This is a genomic window from Planctopirus hydrillae (assembly GCF_001707835.1).
Lineage (GTDB): Bacteria > Planctomycetota > Planctomycetia > Planctomycetales > Planctomycetaceae > Planctopirus > Planctopirus hydrillae.
The window spans coordinates 352,032-375,184 of record NZ_LYDR01000152.1; the positions used below are offsets into that span (position 1 = coordinate 352,032).

Annotated in this window: 17 protein-coding genes; 12 read left to right on the forward strand and 5 right to left on the reverse strand. The window is 53.1% G+C overall.

The features are described 5' to 3' along the window. Positions 1 to 51 precede the first annotated feature (51 nt). The 6 genes from A6X21_RS20480 (at position 52) to A6X21_RS20510 (ending at position 5,297) form a co-directional block, all read left to right on the forward strand. Complete coding sequence (locus A6X21_RS20480; RefSeq protein ID WP_068851951.1) at positions 52 to 624, forward strand: gamma carbonic anhydrase family protein; 573 nt, start codon at positions 52 to 54, stop codon at positions 622 to 624. Positions 625 to 749: 125 nt separating this feature from the next. Continuing rightward, the gene (locus tag A6X21_RS20485) at positions 750 to 2,414 is read left to right on the forward strand and encodes a DUF4332 domain-containing protein (protein WP_068851954.1); all 1,665 of its coding nucleotides are present in this window, start codon (positions 750 to 752) and stop codon (positions 2,412 to 2,414) included. A gap of 298 nt (positions 2,415 to 2,712) precedes the next feature. After that, entirely contained in the window at positions 2,713 to 3,435 is a 723-nt protein-coding gene (locus A6X21_RS20495) for an RNA polymerase sigma factor (protein WP_083233780.1), read from the forward strand. Beyond that, positions 3,432 to 3,803, forward strand: a complete 372-nt coding sequence (locus tag A6X21_RS20500) for a hypothetical protein (protein WP_068851960.1) — start codon at positions 3,432 to 3,434, stop codon at positions 3,801 to 3,803. Before A6X21_RS20495 ends, A6X21_RS20500 begins: the two co-directional genes overlap by 4 nt. A gap of 115 nt (positions 3,804 to 3,918) precedes the next feature. Continuing rightward, the gene (locus A6X21_RS20505; RefSeq protein WP_068851963.1) at positions 3,919 to 4,413 is read left to right on the forward strand and encodes a hypothetical protein; all 495 of its coding nucleotides are present in this window, start codon (positions 3,919 to 3,921) and stop codon (positions 4,411 to 4,413) included. 245 nt (positions 4,414 to 4,658) lie between these two features. Beyond that, positions 4,659 to 5,297 carry a hypothetical protein gene (locus tag A6X21_RS20510; RefSeq protein WP_068851966.1) on the forward strand — a complete coding sequence of 213 codons (639 nt, stop codon included), beginning with the start codon at positions 4,659 to 4,661 and terminating at the stop codon, positions 5,295 to 5,297. A 128-nt stretch (positions 5,298 to 5,425) separates the two neighbouring features. Here the strand turns inward: A6X21_RS20510 and A6X21_RS20515 are convergent, their stop codons facing one another. Continuing rightward, complete coding sequence (locus A6X21_RS20515) at positions 5,426 to 7,252, reverse strand: DEAD/DEAH box helicase (protein WP_068851969.1); 1,827 nt, start codon at positions 7,250 to 7,252, stop codon at positions 5,426 to 5,428. A gap of 887 nt (positions 7,253 to 8,139) precedes the next feature. On the opposite strand from A6X21_RS20515, the gene A6X21_RS20520 reads away from it, so the two are divergent. Beyond that, complete coding sequence (locus A6X21_RS20520) at positions 8,140 to 9,546, forward strand: DUF1501 domain-containing protein (protein ID WP_068851973.1); 1,407 nt, start codon at positions 8,140 to 8,142, stop codon at positions 9,544 to 9,546. Positions 9,547 to 9,602: 56 nt separating this feature from the next. On the opposite strand, the gene A6X21_RS20525 is transcribed toward A6X21_RS20520, so the two are convergent. Next, complete coding sequence (locus A6X21_RS20525) at positions 9,603 to 10,736, reverse strand: WD40 repeat domain-containing protein (RefSeq protein ID WP_068851977.1); 1,134 nt, start codon at positions 10,734 to 10,736, stop codon at positions 9,603 to 9,605. Positions 10,737 to 11,500: 764 nt separating this feature from the next. Between A6X21_RS20525 and A6X21_RS20535 the strand changes: the two genes are divergently transcribed. Both A6X21_RS20535 and dnaE read left to right on the forward strand, forming a co-directional pair. After that, positions 11,501 to 13,108, forward strand: a complete 1,608-nt coding sequence (locus tag A6X21_RS20535) for an amidophosphoribosyltransferase (RefSeq protein WP_068851982.1) — start codon at positions 11,501 to 11,503, stop codon at positions 13,106 to 13,108. Positions 13,109 to 13,338: 230 nt separating this feature from the next. Beyond that, positions 13,339 to 16,869 (forward strand): DNA polymerase III subunit alpha, encoded by a 3,531-nt coding sequence (dnaE, locus tag A6X21_RS20540; RefSeq protein WP_068852358.1) that lies wholly within the window; start codon positions 13,339 to 13,341, stop codon positions 16,867 to 16,869. A 56-nt stretch (positions 16,870 to 16,925) separates the two neighbouring features. Here dnaE and A6X21_RS20545 read toward each other — a convergent pair whose 3' ends face one another. From A6X21_RS20545 to nadB, 3 genes are all read right to left on the reverse strand, one after another. Then, a complete protein-coding gene (locus tag A6X21_RS20545) occupies positions 16,926 to 18,116 on the reverse strand; it encodes a glycosyltransferase (RefSeq protein WP_068851985.1) in 1,191 nt (396 codons plus the stop codon). Next, positions 18,113 to 18,880, reverse strand: coding sequence for an FkbM family methyltransferase (locus tag A6X21_RS20550; protein ID WP_068851988.1), 768 nt, complete (start codon positions 18,878 to 18,880; stop codon positions 18,113 to 18,115). The genes A6X21_RS20545 and A6X21_RS20550 overlap by 4 nt, the downstream gene beginning before the upstream one ends. Positions 18,881 to 19,135: 255 nt before the next feature. Beyond that, a complete protein-coding gene (gene nadB / locus A6X21_RS20555) occupies positions 19,136 to 20,773 on the reverse strand; it encodes an L-aspartate oxidase (RefSeq protein WP_068851991.1) in 1,638 nt (545 codons plus the stop codon). Between the two features lie 345 nt (positions 20,774 to 21,118). On the opposite strand from nadB, the gene A6X21_RS20560 reads away from it, so the two are divergent. The 3 genes from A6X21_RS20560 to A6X21_RS20570 all read left to right on the forward strand — a co-directional run bounded on the left by A6X21_RS20560 (position 21,119) and on the right by A6X21_RS20570 (position 23,130). Further along, positions 21,119 to 21,634, forward strand: coding sequence for an HU family DNA-binding protein (locus A6X21_RS20560; protein WP_068851994.1), 516 nt, complete (start codon positions 21,119 to 21,121; stop codon positions 21,632 to 21,634). Between the two features lie 366 nt (positions 21,635 to 22,000). Next, positions 22,001 to 22,222, forward strand: a complete 222-nt coding sequence (locus A6X21_RS20565) for a hypothetical protein (RefSeq protein ID WP_013109537.1) — start codon at positions 22,001 to 22,003, stop codon at positions 22,220 to 22,222. A gap of 419 nt (positions 22,223 to 22,641) precedes the next feature. Beyond that, positions 22,642 to 23,130 (forward strand): hypothetical protein, encoded by a 489-nt coding sequence (locus tag A6X21_RS20570; RefSeq protein ID WP_068851997.1) that lies wholly within the window; start codon positions 22,642 to 22,644, stop codon positions 23,128 to 23,130. Positions 23,131 to 23,153 lie beyond the last annotated feature (23 nt).

The window sequence follows — 23,153 nt, forward strand, 5'->3', positions numbered from 1 at the left end:
GTTGCGTGCGACTTCCAAGTTTCCGAAGCCTTCGTCTTGAAGAGGTTTTGAATGTTCCAGCCCCCTGAAGTCCCTTTTCCACAGATTCACTGGGATTTTTCGGCAATTACCGAGAATCCAGAGATCGATCCCACCGCGTGGATTGCCCCGGGGGCAACACTTTATGGCCGGGTTTCTGTGGGGGCTCGCAGTTCCATCTGGTTCGGAGCCGTCGTACGCGGCGACCACGAACGCATCGACATTGGGGAAGACAGCAATCTGCAGGATGGAGCCATTCTGCATGTGGATCCACATTCTCCCTGTAAAATCGGAAACCGGGTTTCGCTGGGACATCGCGCTTTGGTGCATGGAGCCACCGTGGAAGACGATGTCCTCATTGGTATCAGTGCGAACGTCTTGAGTCGGGCTGTCATCGGACGGGGGGCTTTCATTGCGGCTGGTGCTCTGGTGCTTGAAGAAACGATTGTGCCCCCTGGAACACTCTGGGCCGGAGTTCCCGCACGGCAGATCCGGGAAGTTTCTCCGGAACTGGCCTGGCGGACTGAACGAACATGGAAGCACTATGCCAATAATTCTGTTGCTCACCGGGCAGCCCAGAAGCAAGGGATTCGCTTCACTCAATAAGCGAAATCTGCCGAAAGAAGATTGCTCGTCAGCATGCCTTCGATCTGCGAAAACAACAGGTTGAGAAGCAGATCGGTCAAAAGGCGAAGCCTGAACTCTTCGCCGGATATCGGGAAGTGGCTGACATGTCCCTCTTGTTTTCAGTCCTCTTTGCCTACAAGTGCAAGAACACGCACCATAAGCTGGCTCTTGATGCGCTGAAGTATCTTGAAATACCGGATGCAGAGAAGTGGAGCGATCTGTTTTTGACGCGGATCGATCAGTATCTCGATGGATCGAAAGCTCCCGACGACAAATTTAAAGACTTTCAGAATCATGTGCTGCATGTGCGGGATCAGGAGTGGGGCGGTGCGATCAAGACGGCACAAATCTGGTATGAAAAATCAGTGACAGCCTTTCGCCAGAAAGATTGGTCACAAGGGGTCTATAGTGCGGGTGTCCTCAGTCATTACGTAACCGATCCGTTTCAACCATTCCATACGGGGCAGTCGGAAGCTGAGACGATTGTTCACCGGGCCGCCGAGTGGACCATTGCCTGCTCTTACGATCAATTGCGGCTCTTGCTCGACCAGGAACTGGGGGGTGTACCAGCAAAAAGCATCCCTCAGGGGGGCGAGTGGCTGCCTCAGATCATTCGTCAGGGTGCACAATTCGCGAATCAGTCGTATGAATTGGCCATTTCGCATTACTCGCTGGCAATTGGTTCAAAGAAACCGGTTGAAGGTTATGACGAAACGGGCAAGCGAGCGATCGCCCGCATCCTTGGAGAAACAATTCGCGGGTACGCACTGGTCCTGGGGGAATGCCTCAAGGAATCAGGAGTGACACCACCTTCGAGCCCTGTCACGATTTATGGCGTGCTGGCTGCCATGACAGTTCCGATTTTCGCTGTGACTAAGAAAATGGCCAATGCCAGTGAGCGAGCTGCTGTGCTGGCTATTGCGAAGGAAGTCGAAAAAACTGGTCGCTGTGAGAAGACACTTTCGGCTGACGAGAAAGTGGTTCGCGAAGCCTACGCTACTGAAGTCTGCAAAGTTCCTGTCGAGACATTTGGGCAGGAATCGGTGGCCTTAGCGGGATCGAAGCATGCAGAGGCCCTAAAGATCCAGGCAGAACGACCCAAGCCACAAGAAAAGACGAAATCTCAGGAAGTTGGTGAAAAGCCAACGGCAAAACCTCTGCCACAACCTGTCATCCATGCCGATCCACCCGTTCTGGTTCCACCACCACCTCCCGCGGCGAATCGTGTTCAACCTCAGGCTCAAGTTTTGCCAACAGCAGGAAAAGTTCAGACAGTTTCAGAACCAGCGACCGGGCGAGTGGTTCAAGACCATGAGTCGCAATTCTATTTGTCCATGAGTATGCCGCTGGAAAAAGCACCTTCGATTGGGCCCAAAACAGCCGAAAAATTCACAAGCGCCGGGATTCGGACGGTGGGCGAGTTTGTGAATGCCGAACCTCATGAACTCGCCAGAAAACTGAGCCAGAAATCGCTTGATTCTGTCACTCTTTACGAATGGCAATGTCAGGCTCGGCTCTGTTGCGAGATTCCAAAGTTCCGGGGCTATATGGCTCAGATTCTGACGGCCATTGGAATTCAGACGAAAGATGAATTTGTCGAAGCCGAGATCGAAACGCTCTGGGATCTCGTGGATAACTTTCTGACAACCCCTGAAGCCGAGAGGCTCCTGCGAGGTTCGCATCCACCAGATCTTGAGGATTTGCGCCAGTGGCAAACTCGTGCGAAGGCTCATAACAGTGAGAATTCGAGCCAGTCCCAGGCTGCCTGATCGTCAATTCTGATGACAGAAATCAGCGGGCAGGTGGAACTTGTGGCAGCCCTGTTTTCCCGATCGCAGGAACTTCGGACCATCTGAGCAGAGTATGATTCCCGTTGAATTGACGTGAAAAATTGTCGATGGTCGCTTAGGGCTGTAACCTCCTGTCGATGTTCTCCCACAAGAAGGGTAGAATTCGACGTGGAATTTGAGATTTTTGTCAGCGAGAGGAATCCGTTGTTCCTTAGAAGAGGAGCCTCCCTCTGCCAGCGTCTCAACTTCCCGCAAAATGTGAGCCTGGGAAACAAGCATGCCGTCGTGTGCCACCAATGGTTTTGCTGAATCGTGGAGAGGTCGATTTCTTATCGAGTCTCGACTTGTTGTGCGCCGACGTGCACCTCTCTGGTTGCAAAGCATCACCCGGGAACTTCGCAGTTGGGTCTGGTTGCCAGTTGCCGAAGTCGCTGCTCAAAACGTGCAGAATACGGCAGATTCGGCTCTGGATTGGGCGGATGTCAGCAGAGTCCAGCAGGGAGACTCAGCCGCTTATCGGGCGGTTGTCGAGCGGCATCAACGGTCTGTGACACGATTGATGAGCCGCTTTACGCGCGATCCGGCAGTTGTGGAAGAACTCGTTCAGACGGTCTTTATCGAAGCGTGGCGGCAGATTCATAACTTTCGTGGCGAAGCTCCTTTTCTTCACTGGCTGACGGTGATCAGCACTCGGACTGGGTACCGTTTCTGGAAGCAACAGGCCAAACAGAGGCAACGCCATGCACGCCTGGAGGCTCTTCCAGAGCCAGTCGCCAGGGAAGAAAATTCTGAGGCAGCCCACGATGCCGCAACCAAAGTTCACATGGTGCTCTCTACCTTGCCACCACGAGATCGGCTGGTGTTGACGCTTCTGCATCTGGAAGAGCGCTCGCTGAAGGAAATCTCAGCGCTCACGGGTTGGTCGCTGGCCATGGTGAAAGTGCAGGCATTCAGGGCACGCCGAAAACTGGCCCAGGTGCTGGAGAGGGCTCAATCATGAAACCCGATCGTTCCAACTCCGGGAGTGAATCCCGGCTCGCAGAATTCGAAGGCCTGCTGCACCTGGCCAGAGCTGAGAAATTTCCTGAGGTTGAGGTGGTGAACGCCGTGATGGAGCAGATCCATCAGGAAGAGTTCGCCAGCCGTCACACCTTTGAAAATGTGACCGCCGTTTTGAGCAGACAGACTGACAACTTGTGGGGCCGGATCGATGCGGGTCTGCGAAGTGGGATCTGGGCTGCGGCGGCCTCGGCAGCCTTGATGCTGTTCAGCATCTGGTGGGGTTACTCCTCGCTGCAATTGCTCTCTGATCCCACGGGAATGTGGATTCGTTCACCCAGCCTCGCGTGGCGTGCCATTGATATTTGAAGTCCTCATTTCCCAGTGTCCTCGTTTCACGATGAGCTAAGTCGTCCCGATCGGGCGAAACATTGGATTCTTCGAGCCTAGTGAACGTGACAAAATCCAGAGTGAATAAGACCCAATGACGACTCCAGTATCCGCAGACCTTGCGATTTCAGCAGATGTCTCTGCCCGTTCAGACGATCGAGCGGAAATGCTAGTGATAAGTGGTAAACAGCCATCATCGCGCCAGCGATCTGGCTGGCGGTTTTTGTTGATGAGCGTGATCTGGCTCGGTATTTTTTTGGCGGGGGGCGTGACCGGGGCGGTCATTCATGCCTACTGGCTGCGGGCAACGTTGCTGGAGATGAAGCAGAAGCCGGATGACATGCCGAGGCGAATTGCAGAAATGATCGCATATGACTACGGGCTCTCTCCGGCGCAGGAAGCCACTGTGCTGGAGATCATTTCTGAGCATCATGCTCGGGTACAGAAACTGCGCGGTGAACATGCACCGATCATGGAAAGTTGGAATGCCGAACTGGAACTGAAGATGTCAAAGATTCTGAAGCCATCGGACTTCGTGCAGTTTCAAAAGAAGTTCCGCGAAGTGAATCTGATCTGGGGTGGGCTCTAAGAGCTGGTTCGTGCATCCCCTTCCTGCATGATGATCGAAAGCTGTGCTGCCCATTGGTTGCAACAGTGATTTTGTTCGACGATGCAGGCCGATTCGGACTCAGCGATTGTCTGGAAATTTGGACCAGAGATCATAGAGGGCAAATAGCGATTTGCAGGTATAACATGTGACTCCCAATGGTTGAGTACTCGCAGAGAGTTGATCCTTCGGGAGTGAAACTTTGAGATCTGTCCTCAGGGGGAACCATGTTGACGCGAATTGACGATGTCCTGCCTTCCAGATGGAACCGGGTGGTTTGCACCGTTTTGCCTGTGGCCGGAATCCTGCTCTCCGGTTGTGGTGAAAAGGCTCCGCCGGTGGTGGCAACACCCCCGGATGCAACAGCTACAAGCGATGCCACACCAGCCAGTGATCAGGTTGAAATCATCGAGCCCTACGAAAAAGATCTGGGACTGCTCAAAATCACAGTCCCCACAGGCTGGTTCGAAATTCCTCCGCGAAACGATGTCCTCATGGCCGAATTCCAGCTTCCCGGAAAGGAAGGGGTCGGGCGATTAACCTGTTCCGGTGCAGGTGGCGATGTCGAAATGAATCTGGATCGCTGGCGAGGACAATTCCAGACTGCCGGTAGCGATGTACGCCCCAAGCGAACGGAAATGGAGATTGCCGGCAAACAGGCCATAGTGCTCGATCTGGCGGGAACGTTCACTGACGGTTTCGCGAAAGAGAATGCCGTGATCCCCAACGCAGCGATGGTTGGCATCGTCTTGCCGCTGGAGAACACCAACTTCTTTATTAAAGCCACTGGGCCCCAGGCCACCATTCAACAGCATCGTGACGCGATTCTGGAATTTGCGAAGTCGATCCGACTGAAATCGAATTGAATGATCGCCGATGCGTTCATTTATCGCTCAAAGACCAATGGAAAAAAGACCGGCTGGGCGGAGTGCCAGGCCGGTCTTCTTCATAGTGAGCAGGATCACATCATCGTCATCGATTGCAAAACGATGTTCTACGATCGCTGCTGATTGGGCTTCAGATTTCGCTTGGAGTCAAAGCGTCCTTTGGACTTCCGAGCGGAAAATTCTTCATTGGCAGGGTGTTCTGTGGCCCGGGAAATGTTGAGCTGCTGGCCCAGCACTTCGACGGCTTTGAGAGAGTGGAACACATCGTCTGGCATACCTGCCAGCAGATCAACAGTGCTGTAGTTATCGTAAATCTCGATCCGTCCAATGCATGAACTGTCGAGACCTGTTTCGTTGGCAATGGCACCCACGATGTTCGCAGGCTTGACCTGATGGATCTGCCCGACCTGAATGCGGAAGGTTTCCATCGGGCGGAAGGAGCGACCTTCCGAACGGGGAGCACGTTCTTCGCGTCCCGTTTCACGCCCACGAGGTCGCATGCTGCGATCGGCATCCTGAGCACGTGCCAACCGCGGATTGCCACGCCCGGGTGCCGGTTCACGATTTCGAGTTTCAATCGAGTTGAAATCCCGGATGTCGTCCTTCACCAGCAGCGGTGCATCGCCCGCTGCCAGCACAGCCAGGGCAGCGGCAATCTGCTCAATCGGCGTGTCGGATTCTTTCCTCAGACTTTCAATGATACCAGAGAACGCTTCCAGATCTCGGTGATCGAGTGCTGTCTTGATTTTGGATTTGAAACGTTCAATCCGTCGCTCATTGACCTGGGCAGCAGCAGGCACCTGCATCGGTTCAATGGGCTGGCGAGTCACTTGTTCGATGCGGCGTAGTTGGAAACGTTCGCGGGGATGCAGGAACAGAATGGTATCGCCCTGACGACCCGCACGACCTGTTCGTCCAATGCGGTGCACATAGCTTTCGCTATCCGAAGGGAGATCGAAGTTGATGACGTGTGTGATGCGCTGGACGTCGAGTCCGCGGGCAGCCACATCAGTGGCAATGACGATATCCAGCCGGCCGGACTTGAGATGTTCCACAATGCGCTCGCGTTGAGCCTGAGGAACATCGCTCGAAAGGGCCGCTGTTCGATAGCCCTGGCTGCCGAGAAACTCAGCCAGAGGAACCGTCGTACTCTTGGTTTTGACGAAGATAATGACCGCGTCGATGGGTTCCGTTTCGAGAATGCGGGCGAGAACTGCTTCCTTCTGGAACGGTGGCACGGTGATAAACCGCTGGCGAATCGTTTCGGCAGTCGCCGTACGACGCTTGATGGTGATTTCGGCAGGATTCTTCAGGTGTTTCTGCGCGATTCGGCGGATCGAATCAGGCATGGTGGCACTGAAGAGTGCAATCTGACGCTGGGGAGGTGTCTGTTCGAGAATCCACTCGACATCTTCGGCGAACCCCATGCGCAGCATCTCGTCAGCTTCATCAAGCACGAGCCCTTTGAGTGAATCGAGCTTGAGTGAGCCGCGGCGAATATGATCCATCACTCGGCCAGGGGTTCCCACAATCACATGGGCTCCACGGTTCAACTGGCGGAACTGGAGTTGGTAATCCTGACCACCATAGATGGCGGCCACACGCAACCCTTTGAGGTTGGCAGCATATTTTTCAAAGGCTTCAGCCACCTGCATCGCCAACTCTCGAGTCGGTGCCAGAATGAGGACTTGCGTGGCCGATGACGAGAGATCAATGGCCTGGAGCATGGGGATGGCAAAAGCAGCGGTTTTACCAGTCCCGGTTTGAGCCATACCAAGGACATCTCGGCCCTCGATCAACAGGGGAATCGTCCGAGCCTGAATAGGAGTCGGATTAACATATCCGGAGGCAGTGACAGCCGAGAGAATCGGCGGGCTGATGTTCAAATCAGCAAAAGTCGTGGTGGTTTCGATGTCAGCGGGCAATTCAGTCATGTGTCTCGATTTCGAAAGTTAAGTTCTGTCAAAAAGATTGGACAATTCACAAAAATTCAGGCCCCTGGCGATCCACAATTGCTACCGCAAATGTGAAAACACATAACGACCCACTCGATGTTGCCCACAGAAAATGCCAAAACCACACTACGATTGAGCGATGGCAACATCATGTGTTGCATCGAGTGCGGGAGCATTCGTCTGGACCATCATTCGAACCGATACCGCTCTGAGCCAATACAACATCTGAATTTCGAAAATGAAGGAAAACTTCACTCAGGAATCAGATAATGACCAGCGAAAACGGCAGGGGACGATCGAACGCGGCAGGAACTGCTCAGGACTACACCTCGCCATCAGTTTTGGTGCTCTAAATAGAAAACACGTCAAAATGATGTGCGAAACTGGAGGCCGCCTTCCAAATTTTTGGGAATCTCTCATCAAATGAGAGCAAATCACCAAACCCAAGACAGCCAAACCACGAGACATTGTTACCAATCAAGGTAACTCACCTCTAATGAGGTCAGACTGAGACTTGCCCAGCATGCATTCTTTCGACAGAGATCATAGCAGAGACATTTCGTTCAGGGAAGTCACAAAGATTCCGTTTTGCCAAGTTTCACACTCTTTGGATTGACGTTTCCGTTTTCCAGTACTTTTTTCGGTTTCAAAACAAGGTTCAGGCGGTTCACCCCGGCGGAATTCCATGACATCTAACGAGTATTCTTAAATATCGAGCCCTCAGGCATTCTTTTGGCATCAACAGAAATTGATGTGCTCCTCGTGAGTTTTGATTATTCTCACGACTGCTTCGAATTTTGACTTGGAGCAAACGCCCTGAGTCGCAGTGTTGATCGTGAGCGGAATCGATCCATCAGGAGTCATTAATGCTTACCGTAACGGACGATCAATACGACCGGCCTGGTATCGAATTCACCCGCCGCGACTTCCTCCAGGTGGGATCTCTCGGGGCTGGAGGTTTTACCCTCGCTGATCTGATCTCGAAGGAAGCAATATCCTGCAACGATCAAGTTGCTTCTCGCGACGAGCGTCTTCGAAGAAGTGATCGACGATCCGTGATCATGATTTGCAACCTGGGTGCCCCCAGTCAATTGGATACCTTCGATCCAAAACCTGAGGCACCACGCGAAATTCGCGGCCCATTTTCCACAATCCAGACGGCTTCTCCCGAGATCTTTCTGACAGAGATTCTGCCGCAGCATGCCGCGATTGCAGAGAAGTTTTCGATCATCCGCAGTTGTTATCACACCGCACCTGCCCTGCACGATGTTGGTTGGCAATACGTGCAGACCGGACGATATTTTGCAGGTGGGCTCAAGTCACCACACGTCGGGAGTGTGACCAGTTATCTGAAGGAAAAGCGGGCTGGTTTACCGCCATTTGTCGTACTTCCCGAACGGATGGATGCTGGTCGAGAACCTCGTTCTGATCAACAGATGGGTGGCTTTCTAGGCAAAGCTGATGATCCCTTGGTTTTGAATGATGATCCTTCGCTTCCTCATTTCAGGGGAGCCGATAGGAGCATTCCTCCATCGCTGGGAACTGCGAAACTGGATCGTCGTCAGAAGCTGCGTTCCGTGGTGGAAAGTTCGCTTTCTCATTTTGAGAAAAGTGAATCGGCCATTCAGCAGGGCAGCCATGCCGAAGCGGCTTTTCGATTGATCAGCAGTTCGGAAGCTCGGGCCGCATTTGATCTGGCCTGTGAGCCAGACTCGGTGCGAGACCAGTATGGCAGAAATCGTTTCGGGCAGTCGTGCCTGCTCGCCCGTCGCCTGATTGAAGCGGGAGTACGCTTTGTCACTATCAACACGTTTCTGAATATCGACACGGAAATCACGTGGGATATTCACGGCACTCACCCGTTTGCCTCTGTTGAGGGGATGAAGAATCTGATTGCTCCCATGTACGATCAAGGCTATGCCACACTGATTCGAGACCTCGAAGAACGGGGCATGCTGAACGACACTCTGGTTTGCAATCTGGCAGAGTTTGGCCGGACGCCTCTGATCAACTCGGCTGGCGGGCGCGATCATTGGACGAACTGCTGGAGCGTGGGCTTTGCCGGTGGTGGAGTGCAGGGCGGAAGGATTGTCGGAAAAAGCGATGCATTGGGCGGGTCTCCCATCGAAAGGCCCGTATCACCGCCAGAAATTCTCGCCACAATTTATCATAGTCTGGGAATTGATCTTGAGCATCCACTTCCAGGGCCAGATGGATCGTCGTTTCCTCTGGTCGATGCCCAGGCCCAACCCGTGATGGAACTTTTCACTTGAAAAGATGGTCAGCTCACAACAATCGCGTCCACTGTTGGCAAAAGATCGGCTCGTCATTAATCGCGTGGAATTCCCGGTGCCGGTGGCCAGGTCCTGGGGGCAGGCTGAGTAGCATCGTTTTCTTGTGGAGAAGCTGGCAGAGGCTGAGTTTCCAGGCCTTGCACTTCAAAGACCGATAGCGATTGATCCTTGCTGACCGTGATCAGTCGATTGGCGGATGGACTCAGTGCCACTCCAGTAATTTGGGAAGTGTGGGATTCATCAAGGGCCAGTTGATCGCCGGAATCGACAGTCCAGATGTGGGTTTCGTTCTTACCAGCAAATCGCCCCCCAGAACCTGTAATGGCAAGGGGAAGTCGGGGAGATTGACTGGTCGCGGTGACAATTCTTCGAACTGGTCGGGCATGGCCACCATAAAAGCCTAATGGCTGTCCATCTTTGGTCTGAAAGACGAAGCATTTTTCATCGAGACCACCGCAAATCAGAAAATCACTTTGAGGCGTGAATTGAATCGCCAGGACAGGGCGTTCGAATCCCGTCAGCTTGTGAAGCACCTCACCAGTGGCCGCATCTCGGAGAAACACCTCGCCCGCTTTGAAGGCTCGACTCTCATCGCCAGCACTTGTCGCTAACCATTCTCCAGAAGGAGACCAGGCCACGCTGGTGATCGGAAAACCGTGATCAATCAGCATGAACTGGCGCTGGGCCGTTTCCACCAGAAAGACTCGGGCCGCTTCATCGTCACAGGCCGTCGCCAGTCGTTTTCCATCCGGACTCCATGCCAGATCCAGCACATAACCCCGGTGGCCGGGAAGTGTTTTCAGCGGTTCCAGAGTGGGGTTTCCATCTGTCCCTGCGTTAACTTTCAATAACTGTACGGATTGGTAACTCCCAGCCGCCAGTGTGGATCCGTCTGGTGAAAACGCGAGTCCGCGCACTTGCCCTGCCGGCCAGTTCCATGTGTGAAGTTTGGAACCATCCAGATTGGCGAGCAGGATCGATTTATCGAGTCCCACTGCGATCCACGGCTGGTGTGGATGTGCCGCGACGGAATAGGCTGGCCCATCAAGTTTTACCGATTTGACCGACTTCAGCTTAACCGTGGGCAGATCCTGAGCCTGCGTTTGGAGAGAGCAAAGGATCACACCGAAACCGGCAATGAGCGAATACAGCCAGCGTTGATAGGTCATCACGAAGGGAATCCTTTTCGTGTGGCAATTATCGGTTTATGAGAAACGATAAGGGGTTGATATCCGGCGTCTTTCCTGCAATCCAGTTTTCCAAATTGCCGTTGGGCGGATGGTCAATGAATGAATGACAGGCAATCTGTACTTCAAGCCGACATGGTCAAAGTTGCAAGTTGAATTTCACCGGATCAGGTTTTATCGGCTTGATTTTCACATCATCAGAAACTCGAAAGTCAAATCACATCCCGACTGATTTCGCGTCCACCGTCACGCAAGATGCAGTCAGGAATGTCAAAGAATTCCGGCAATATCGATATCCATGCATGTGATGCTGAAGCGACTTGACCCTGCAAGTGTGCAGTTTACTCTCAAAAGAACTGAAAGGGATCGCCTGCATGGCCAGAAGTTCATTTCCGGGAAAAACCATGGCTGAAGTGATTGCAGGTTTCCTGTAAGATCGGAATGATGAAGGCTGTATGAAGCTTGGATCATGCTCAAAGACTAAAGTTGTTCGATTCATATCCTTGATGAGTTGAACACGGCAGTCGCTGAACCTGAACGATGGATCGAAGCAGCGATCTTCTTGATGACAATTCGATTGTGATTTGGAAAGATTGCTCGGATGCTTCGAGATTCGACTGTGATCATGTTTTGACGGTACAAGGTTTGTCAGTAATAGGTTTGTCAGCTCAGTCATCGTTCGATTGAGTGTGGATAATCCTGATGATTCGAAATGTCTGGTTGACTTCTAACGGGAATCCAGCGACATGGCGGAATTGCATCACGAGTGCGGTGTGGCGGCGATCTACCACTTGCCTGGATTGGTGGAGAGCCCGCTGGCACCGCGACAGGGAGCAAGTCATACCTCGTGGCATATGCCGCGACTTTTGCTGGAGATTCAAAACCGCGGACAACTGGCCGCCGGGATGACGTCATACGATCCCGAAAGTGCCCAGATTCTGGAAACCCACAAAGATGTGGGGACTGTCTCAGAGGTTTTCGACATTCAGCATCAGGATCGATATTTGCCCTTGATGCAAAGACTCAAAGGACCAGCGGCCATCGGGCATGTTCGATATGCGACTTGTGGCAAAGAAGACCGCTGTTATGCCCATCCTTTCGAGCGAACGCATATCGAGAAGAACAAGTGGTTTTCGTTTGCCTTCAACGGGCAGATTGCCAACTACACGCAGTTGATGGAAGAGATTCAGGCCAAGCGGGAGTTTCATCTCGCCAGGCAGACCGATACTGAAATTCTGATGCATCTGATTTCGCAGCAGCTTTCAGGTGATCGCCGCCCCTCGCTGGTCGAGTTGTTGACCGAACTCTCCAAAAAGCTGGATGGGGCCTACAATATTGTCTTTCTGAACGCACTGGGTGAAATGTTTGTCGCCCGTGATCCACTGGGGCTGCGGCCCCTCTGCTACGCCATCGAAGGGCCCATGTTCGCCGCGGCCAGTGAAAGTGTGGCGTTGTCGAATCTTGGCTTTCGCGATGAGAACATTCATACGCTGGCCCCTGGACATGCTGTCATTATTCAAAACAATCAGATCGAAGTGAAAAAATTTGCCGAATCACCCAGGACGGCACATTGCTTCTTCGAGTGGATTTATTTTGCCAACGTGGCCAGTACGCTTGATGATCGCAGCGTTTATCTTTCTCGGAAAGCTCTCGGCGAAGAACTCGCAGCCCTCGAAGATATCGAGCGTGGTGATGACCTGATTGTGGTTCCTGTTCCCGATACCTCAAAGGCTGCCGCCGACGCAATGGCTTACAAACTGGGGGTGCCCAGTCTTGAAGGGCTGATTCGTAATCGATACATCGGTCGGACATTTATCGAAGGCAAAGATCGGGCCGATAAAGCTCGGCTCAAGTACACGCCTCTTCGCGAAGTTCTCGAAGGGAAGCGGGTCCTCCTCGTCGAAGATACCATTGTTCGCTCCACGACCATGCAGGTGCTGATTTCGCAGTTGCGTGAGCGTGGTGGTGCCAGGGAAGTGCATGTTCGCGTCGCCTGCCCACCGATTGTGGCGCCTTGTTTCTACGGGATCGATATGTCATCGATCAGCGAGCTCTTTGCACCCCGATTCATTCAGTCGAATGCCGAACTGACCACGGAAGTTCAGGCAGAGATGGCACGCGTGCTGGGTGCAGACTCTTTGCGTTATCTGCCATTGCCTGCCATTGCTCGCAGCCTGGGGATGTCGGAAGGGAAGCTGTGCCGGGGTTGCCTGACGGGAGAATACCCTACACCCATGGGTGAGCAGCTCTATCAACTGGCTGTGGATGATGCCGCCAAGAAGCGACAGGGGATTCATGTCGCCCCTCGCAGAACTTACGAACAGACCCAGGTGGTTGCTTGCTCGACCAACTGAAATTTGCTTTGTTGATTGACATCGCCACACGTCAATGGGAGCAGATTTCTCCCTGACGAGGGAGACGATCAACAGAGTGGCTGAATTCCGTCTGTCTGGGCCTGTTGTCTCTTGCCGTCGGCGAGTGATCTTTCTTTCGATGAGAATGTTTCAAGGTTTTGAAACTGTGTATTCTCGTTGAGGAATCAGCAGGCTGGGGCCTGTCCTTCGAATTGGAAAGTGTCCGAATCATGACTTCATCTCGCCCCTTCGCACACCTGCATTGCCACTCACAGTTCAGCCTGCTGGATGGTGCGACGAGACTCGATGGTCTGATCAAGAAAGTTAAAGCTTCGGGGATGAACTCCGTTGCGATTACCGATCATGGGAATCTGTATGGCGCGCTCGACTTTTATCTGATGGCCAAAGGGGCCGGGGTTAATCCCATTCTGGGGATGGAAGCTTACATTGCTCCCGGGTCACGACTGGAAAAATCCGGGGCCTCCCGTATGAAAGAGGCCAGTTACCATCTGACTTTGCTGGCCATGAACCGGGTGGGCTTCCAGAACCTCGTCAAGCTCTCCTCGAAGGCTTTTATTGAAGGTTTTTACTACAAGCCCCGCATCGATAAAGAAATTCTGGAAGCTCACAGCGAAGGATTGATCTGCCTTTCCGGTTGTGCGGCTGGTGAACTTTCACAGCTTCTGCTGGGCGAGCGATTCGAGGAGGCTGAGAAGCTCTGTCACTGGTATTCGCAGACTTTTGGCGACCGGTTTTTTATGGAGATTCAGAACGCGGGATATCAGATCCAGCGGGATTGTCTCGAACGCACGGTTGATCTGGCGAAGAGGATGGGATTACCACTCGTCGCCACCAATGACGCCCACTATCTGAATACCGAAGACGCCGCTGTTCAGGATGTCCTGCTCTGCGTGAATACGAAATCCGAACGCAGCGACCCCAAGCGGATGAAGATGGAAGGGAACCAGCTCTTCGTTCGCACACCAGAGGAGATGTACGCGGCATTTGAGGGTTTCGAAGATGCCGTCGCGATGTCACAGCAGATTGCTGATCGGGTCGATATCGATCTCGATCTCAAGACGAGGCACTTTCCTGTCTTTACGACGCCCGACAACAAACGGGATATCGACTATCTGCGGGAACTTTGCGAAGAAGGTCTCAAATGGCGTTATGGCGAAGAGAATATCCGCCAGGAACATCGTGATCGACTCGATTTTGAGCTGAGTGTGATCGAAAAGATGGGCTATCCCAGCTACTTCCTGATTGTGTGGGATTTCGTTCGATTTGCCATTGAAAAAGGGATTCCCGCCAGTGCCAGAGGTTCGGCCTGCGGTGCTCTCGTTGCGTATGTGCTGGGTCTGAGTCATGTCTGCCCCATCAAATATGATCTCCTCTTCGAACGCTTTCTGGATCCCAGTCGTACCGAGCCGCCTGATATCGATATCGACTTCTGCCGGGATCGACGGCAGGATGTGATTGATTACACCAAGGCTAAATACGGCGAGGCGAACGTTTCGCAAATTGGCACCTTCGGAACATTGAAGGCCAAGGCCGCGATCCGCGATGTCGGCCGGGTGTTGGCAGTTCCTCTGAAGCGGGTTGATGAAATTGCCAAACTCGTCCCCGAAGAACTGGGCATTGAGTTAAAAGAGGCGTTGGAAAAAAGCAGTGATCTGAAAGCGGCCTACGACACGGATCCCCAGATCCGCGAGTTGTTTGATTATGCCATTCAACTGGAGGGCCTGGCCCGCAGTGCGGGCACTCATGCTGCGGGAGTGGTGGTTTCTGATCGTCCCATTTCTGACTACGTGCCACTGCAGACAATTAGTGGCAAGACAGACCTTGTCACGCAGTGGGAAGGACCCACCGTCGAGAAGGCCGGTCTGCTCAAAATGGACTTTCTTGGTCTGAGAAACCTCACAATTCTCGATAAGGCCGTCAAGAACGTCGCTCTTCATCGGGGAGTCACCATCGACCCGGTGAAATTGCCACTCGATGACAAGGAGACTTACGCGCTTCTGCAGCGTGGTGAAACCAAGGGGATCTTTCAGCTCGAATCGGGCGGCATGCGCGACCTGCTGACCAAAATGAAGCCCGATAGTTTTAATGACATCATTGCGACATCGGCACTTTATCGCCCCGGGCCACTGGAAGGTGGCATGGTGATGACGTATGTCGAAGTGAAGCATAAACGGGCACCGTTGCCGCGTGTTCATCCCATCATGGATACCATCCTGGATGAAACGTACGGCGTGATGGTTTACCAGGAACAGGTGATGCGAATTTTGAACCGGCTGGGTGGCATCGAATTGCCTCAGTCGTATCAGTGCATCAAAGCCATCAGCAAGAAAAAACTCGAGACAATTGCCAAGTATAAAGCCCAATTTGTGGAAGGGTCGCAGAAGAACGGCCTGCCGGAGGCGAAAGCCACCGAACTGTTCGAAATGATCGAGAAGTTTGCCGGCTATGGCTTCAACAAATCGCACAGTACGGCCTATGCCGCAGTCGCCTACCAGACCGCTTTTTTGAAAGCGCATTATCCCGCAGAGTTCATGGCAGCGCTGCTTTCGTGCGAAATGGAAGACACCGACCGGATTAACGAGCATATTGATGATTGCCGGCGGATGAACATTGAAATTGTGCCGCCCGATATCAATCACTGCGATGTGGAATTCACGGTTCGCGGGCCACGTCAGGTGGCGTTTGGTTTAGGAGCCATCAAAGGTGTCGGTGAGGCAACCACGCAGGCAATTGTTGAAGCTCGACAGTTGAAAGGCCCTTTCACCAGTATTTTTGATCTGTGTGAACGTGTCGATGCCAAGAGCCTGTCGAAGGGTTCATTGGAAATTCTCGTAAAGGCCGGGGCACTTGATAGCATCTCGCCGAAGCGTGCTGCCCAGTTGGCATGTATTGAGCGGGCTGTGCAGGCAGCCCAGTCGCTGCAGAAAGACAAAGCCCGGGGGCAGAAGAATCTGTTTGGCGGTGATGAAGCAGACTCTCAGCCAGGAGAAAGCACTTCGTCGGCCACTTTGCCCGATGTTCCCGACTGGTCGCATCGCGAAAAGCTCGCATTCGAGAAAGAAGTATTGGGATTTTATCTCACTTCTCATCCCCTCACAGAGCAAGCCGAAACGATTGGCCGGTACACGTCTCATCAGGCGATGCAACTGGCCGAACTTGAGGATGGTGTCGAGGTGATGCTGGGAGGGATGGTTTCCTCCATCAAGAAGGCCACCACAAAAAAGCCCAGCCGTAATGGGCACAGCCGGTATGTGAACTTCGATCTGGAAGATCCGTCTGGTGTGGTGCGGTGTATCATGTGGCCTGAGCAGTATGCGGTGGCGGGCGAAAAAGTCGTTGCTGATGAGATTCGCTTTGTTAAGGGAAAAGTCGATAAGCGGAGCCGTGAGCCGAATGTCGTGATTGACCAGATCTGGACGATGCCCGAAGTCGAGCGGGATTTTACCAAAGCCCTGGCGATCAAGTTCCAGCGGGGAATTCACGATGCGGCTGTGATTCAGCGAGTCAAAGATCTCCTGGGCAAATATCCCGGCAAATCCGAAGTGATCATTGTCGTGGATACGATTGATGAAGCCGACCCTGATCAGAGATTGAGATACACAGCCCTTAAGCCCTTGCCCATCAAGGTTTCGTGTAATCAGGATCTACGCGAAGGGCTGAATGACGCACTGGGCGCAGGAAGTGTCTCGCTCGTGGCCGAACGTCGGGGAGTCTCGCGTTCCGGAAGTATTGGAAGATAGGGATGACGGGAACTGTCGTGGCGATTTCTGAAGCGAACCGCTGAGCACCTGAGATATTAGATGCATCGTCGGCTGGCGATCACACGCTCGAACAATTGCTCAATGCGGGGGATTCCTGCTTCGTATGAGAATCTGCTGCGGACATAGGCTCGCAGTGAGGTTGCTTCTATTTCTGGCGATCGAGCACGTGTGGCCGCTTTCTGAACAGCATCGGCGATATCGAGAGGGCTTTCGACAGGAATGAGAGTGCCGTATTGCCCATCTTCGAGAATTTCGCTCGGGCCACTGGGGCAATCGGTCGCCACAACTCGAATTCCACAGGCAAGTGCTTCGATGAGCACGCACCCAAAACCTTCATACCGTGAGGGGAGCACAAACAGGTTGGCCGCACGGTAAAACGGGTAGGGATTTGATTGATAACCATGCCAACTGGTGTACTGTTCGAGACCAAGGCTGACAGCGCGTTGATGCAAGTCCTTTTTCAGCGGGCCATCGCCCACAAAATGCCAACGTAAGTTTTTCAACCCCCGTTGGTTCACGAGAATGTTCAGTCCGGCCAGCGCAAGGTCGATTCCTTTTTGTTCGACAAGGCGTCCGACAGTCACGATATGAAAATGCTCGACCTCAAAATCTGGCCCGGGGGCAAGCGATAACTCGAGAGCCTTCTCGACGTCGATCATGTTAAAGATGACTTCAATCTTCTCCGGAGGAACCGCGAGATCAGCGATTAAGCCACGTTTCACTCCGTCTGAGACGGCAATGACAGCATCGGCAGTCGCATAGGCCCGGCTGGCTTTCTGCAACTCGTGAGCGGGGTGACCGCCTGAGTAGAAGTGAACTTCACTTTGAGGATCAATGACTGCCACCGAAACGCGGGCAACTTTTGATTTGAAAGTGGCTTGTGCTGCATCAAGTGTCGCCAGATAGCAATGATCGTAAACGAGATCAATTTTCCTGCGATGAATTGTTTGAGCCAGGTGGCCGATTCTTGATTGGTTTGTTCTTCCCAGGAGATGATCCCACTTCGAGCGGATTGTGCCTGCATACCCATCCCAAAACGAGTGGATCGGATTATCGGTCGGAAGCTTATCCAGGAGCTCTCCCTCGCGGTGCGAGAGGTAGAGTTCGAGTTCAAATCGATCTCGGTTCAGTCGATGCAGGATCTCGAAGAGTTGCCTCTCTGCTCCTCCTCCATGCATGGAGCCGATGACTGACAGAACACGAATTCGCGATTGTTCTCTGCTCATACCCGGAGATTCCCAGGGGGCGATGAAGTTTCAAGAATTGATCGCTGAAATGCGATGGCATCCGACTCGACTGGGATCACCTCATAACCACCAGCATGCAGATGGTCGATGACCTGATGGTAGGTCTCGTCCGGCATGCCCTGGCTGTTTCGGCTGTGTTCGAAACGAATCACCGTGGGACAAAAACTGGAGAAGTCAATGGAGAGGATGATTTCGGCATCGTAGCCTTCGGTGTCAATCTGCAGGAGTTCCACAGAGGAGAATCCAGTGATCTCAATGAGTCGAGCTAATGTCTGACAGGGAACAGGAACCTCTTCGATCGCAGAGTCGGGAACGCCCAGTCGGTGCAAATGAGAACGATCAAAAGATGAAATCCCGATCGCCCATTCGGGAAGTGTTCCTAAACTGCTGCTGCGGACTCGGTGGAGCAGCATGGTTGCGGCCGAATTATGGATCGCACAGTTGATTGGCTGTATTCCCTGGCAAGCTGCATAAGTACGACATAATGCGGCATAAAGATCGGGCAAAGGCTCAACAACCACGCCCTCAACTGCGGACGAATTGGCTTTGATGAAATCATGAATCGGGTCAAAACGCTTTCCGTCGCAAGCGCCAATCTGAATGAAACGAAAGGGCTTGGAACGGTGCATTCTATGCCACAACAAGGCTTCAAAATCGAAGAACTGCTCGTTATCGGTACGCCGGATTTTCAGGCCACACCAGTCAAATAGACGTTTGAGAAACATTCGTGCTTTGGCAGACATGTCGACAACTTAGGATGTGAGTTTTTGCAACGATAACGGGAATCAAAAATGAGCAGAAAGAGATTGATCTCAACGATCAACATCAACAGAAGTTGACTGAAAGTTTTCATTTCAAACAAGGATATTCTGGCTAAACCGCAAGCGACAGATTTGAAGTGAAACGGATCGATTCGCATACACTGGTGGGTTTCTGTATGCCACTCTGTTGTGAGGTGCTCAGTGCAAAAGGTCCACCCGCAGGCTTGAGTGAGTTGATTAACTTGATCGCACCAATTCAATGTGGTTGGCCTGTTCAGGATCAGTCAACGGAAAGTCGCTGCGGCTGTGTGTGCCGCGGGTTTCTTCTCGCTTCATGGCAGCATGAATCACTGTCCGGGCCACCAGAAGCATATTCTGCAGTTCCCAACCAGCGACCGTCGAGAATTCCCTGCGGCCCACGTATCGATCCCAGAAATCGACCTGATGCAAAGCCGCCAGCAGATCGGTCGCATTTCTCTCAATTCCCACGTTACGCCACATTTCACTGGTCAGTGAATTCAGCAGGTCGTCGATACGAAGAGGTTCTTCGATATTTTCCGCCGGCGAACGAGGAGACGAATCAATCGTATGGGCCGTGAAGACATCCGACTCAGACAGGGCAGCATTCGAGGCGTTACGCCCAGCCCTGAGGCCGAAGACCAGTCCTTCCAGTAAGCTGTTGCTTGCTAATCGATTGGCTCCATGGAGACCCGTGCTGGAAACCTCTCCGGCAGCAAACAACCGGGGTAAAGATGTTCTCGCTTCGAGGTCTGTTTTCAGACCGCCAATCATATAGTGGGCACCGGGACGAACAGGAATCTGATCTTTGGCCAGATCGAGTCCGAAATCAGAGCAGACCTGGCTGATGTGCGGAAACCGTTCACGCACCAGTTGTACAGGCAGGTGACTCAAATCGAGATAGACGCAGTGGTGACGCGTTTTTTCCATCTGTCGAGTAATGGCCCGACTGACATCATCGCGTGGTGCCAGCTCGAGCAGCGGGTTGTAATCGGCCATGAAGCGATAGCCATGGCAATCCCGCAGATAAGCCCCCTCACCACGAACCGCTTCCGAGACGAGATGGCGTGAACCACCAGCAATGTACAGCACAGTGGGATGGAACTGCATGAATTCCATATCGCGGAGGACAGCACCGGCTCGGAAGGCCATGGCCTGTCCATCAGCCGTGGCGATATCCGGATTGGTCGTCTCGCGGAAAAGTCTTCCTGCACCGCCGGTGGCAAGAATTGTCTGTTTGGCCCAGACGAAGGTTTTACCGTGATTTGGGTTCCAAACCAGCGCGCCGCGGCATTCGCGATCTCTGGTGAGCAGGTCAATCGTAAAGGTCTTTTCCCAGATATCGACGTTGGGTAAGGCACGAACACGATCAATGAGTGCTCGCATCACCTCTTTTCCGGTCGCATCTCCTAAAGCATGGACGACGCGCCTGTGGCTATGGCCACCTTCCTGAGTCAGGGCAATCCCACCACCGGCCACTTCATCGAACCTGGCACCCATGCCGACAAGTTCGAGGATTCGCTCAGAAGCTTCCTGGACAACTGTATCGACAACGACGGAATCGCAAAGTCCCTTACCAGCCGTCATGGTGTCTGCTGCATGATTGGCAATGTCGTCGTAAGGATCGAATACGCCGGCGATACCACCCTGGGCCCAGGCACTATTTGAATTGTAGACCTGGTCTTTGGTCGCCACGACAACCTGTAACGAGGGATCGATGGCCAAAGCCGCCCGCATGCCGGCAATGCCTGCGCCAATGATCAGTACATCGGTGAAAAGGTGAGGGATTCGTTTGGGATCGAACTGCACCAGGTACCGCCGCTTGGTTTCGAGTTCGATGGGGCCGATGTTGCGCATGCCGTTCCAGTATGTTCGTTGAGAGCTTGGTTTCCATGTAGAGATCCCCGCGGGGAACAGGTTCTCGACGACGATGAATGTTCTCTTAGCCCGAAGAATTGTTTCCAGAATCTTAACGGATCGAGAGGAGTTGACCGACTCCAGACGGGGGTTTCCGGGAAGATATCTTTGGGGACTTCGAAATAGGCAGGAAGTGGTGAATTTGACATAAGTCAACCTCGAAGAAGCGGCAGATTCAAGAACCACTTGACTTTACGTCATAATGCGAACTACATTTTGAGCGTCCGTGTCATGGACTGACAACCGCTTCACATTAGCCGTTTCCAGCTTCGGGAGGCCTCGAACGTGACAAAGAAAGAAATTGTCAAAGCGATCTCCGACGAGATTGGGCTGACCCAACTCAAAACGAAAGAGATTGTCCAGAAGACGTTCGACGCCATTGTGGAGACTCTGGTGGCGGACGGACGCATTGAACTTCGCAACTTTGGTGTCTTCGAAGTGAAAAAGCGTGCAGCCCGTAAGGCTAGAAATCCCAGGACGGGCGATAAGGTCTTTGTTCCCGAAAAGTTTGTGGTCACTTTCAAGCCCGGGAAAGAGATGGAAGAGAAGGTGCGGCAACTGGAAGAAGCTGCTGCCCGTGAAGCCATGGCTCGCCACGAACAGGAACAGGCCGCTGAACGCGCTGCTGAGCAGGCGGCGGCAATTCCTGCTCCAGTCGCAGCAACTCCTGCACAGAGCTATTCCGAACCTGCTGCTGCCATCAGCCCGGTTCCAGCCCCATTGCCTTCCGTCAATGGGCATGAATCGGGTATCGGCGAGACCGCAGTTCCCGGCACTTCCCTAGACTCAGGGCAGGTCTGATGCGTTCTTAACGACGCCCGACGTTTCCTGCCTTATCCTGTCATCAGTACAGAGAACCGCTCGAGAGAGCGGTTCTTTTGTTTTCTGATCCAGCCACAGCGGCGAGTGGCGTTCGAGCACTGATGCCGATGGGGGCGTGTGTCGAAACTGGCTTCCAACAGGCAGAAACTGCATCAATGTGAAAACGTAAGAGCAAAGAATGCCTAAAGATAAACGTTTTGCGCGAATACGACGACTTTTCCAAAGTTAACGGGTAATTGCGTCGATAACTCCCAGCAGAACGAGAGCCATTCAGGGCGGTAAGGAGCTGCCCTGCAGGCTGTCTGATGCACGCGTTGTATCGGACAATTTCCCAGGGAGGGGAACATGCGGACTCGATTGTTTGCCGGACTTTTACTGCTTGCAGCCACGACCTTTCAGGTGGGATGCATAGTTCCTATTTATTCGTCTTCACCAGACGTTCGAGCCCGCCAACTGATCTACGTTTCGGAAGGCTATCGCCATATTCCGGAAATCTGGGATCGCGTCTGGGGCCTCGATATGCCTGATCTGGCGACACCTTATCGCACCCATGGCGGTATATTCTAAAGTTGCTCCGCTGATGACTGCCGGATGCTGAAGGCCACCATGGCCTCAGCTTGCATACGCGACGGCTTTCACCATCAAGCAGCCTGCGACACAGAATCAGCCACACGCCATCAGTTGTGCTGTTTTTGATGAATTGCAGTGAATCAGCATGGCTCATCGCTTTGCCTTTTCCGGCATTGCTGCGCCATTCAGACTATGAAAACACGATATGCCCGTCTCGGAATTGTTCCGTGACGGGCATATTCCATTTTCGCTGGTGGCCTGTGGCTGTTGGCAAGCGTTCCTGATGCAGATGCTCCCGGAAAATCTCGACACAAAGCCGTTCTAGGCAAAGCGGCAGAAATTGCCTATAGTCGAATTCAGGCTTTCTCGGTTCTTCAGGGAGATGGCAGGAAGCCCTGTGCAGAAGGAACTGCCCGATGGATTGCCCGCACCTGTTTTCGATGTTGACGATTGGTTTACTTATCCTGTCAGGACAACTTTTCTCTGGTTGTGCTGGTGAAGGCCGCTATCTCACGCTGATGCCCAGGCCTGTCGCCACAGAACGGAAGGCGTCTGAAATACATGACCCTTACCCCGAAAAGTATGTCGCCCCCGATACTTTTAACCGCCCGAGAGCATTCATTGCTCCGCGCACCGACGAACGCCAGTCATTCGATCTCCGTTCAATCCAGGCGACCGTTGGTCAGGCACGTCCAGGCTCTCCCTTTGCCGAGCAGCCGGTCCCCTATCAGAAACCAGAAGCAACTCCTCAATTGGTCTACGAACAAAGGCAGTTTCCCGGGCCTGATGGTGCCGCCACGATGGTCGCACGGCCTGATGGTGGTTTTCCGTCCAGTCGAGCGGCCATGGTTGCTGCTCCGCCTGTGGCGACAACTGCGAATGGTATGGCCGTCGATCCATTCTGATGGGCATGGCGGGAAGCGAGAAA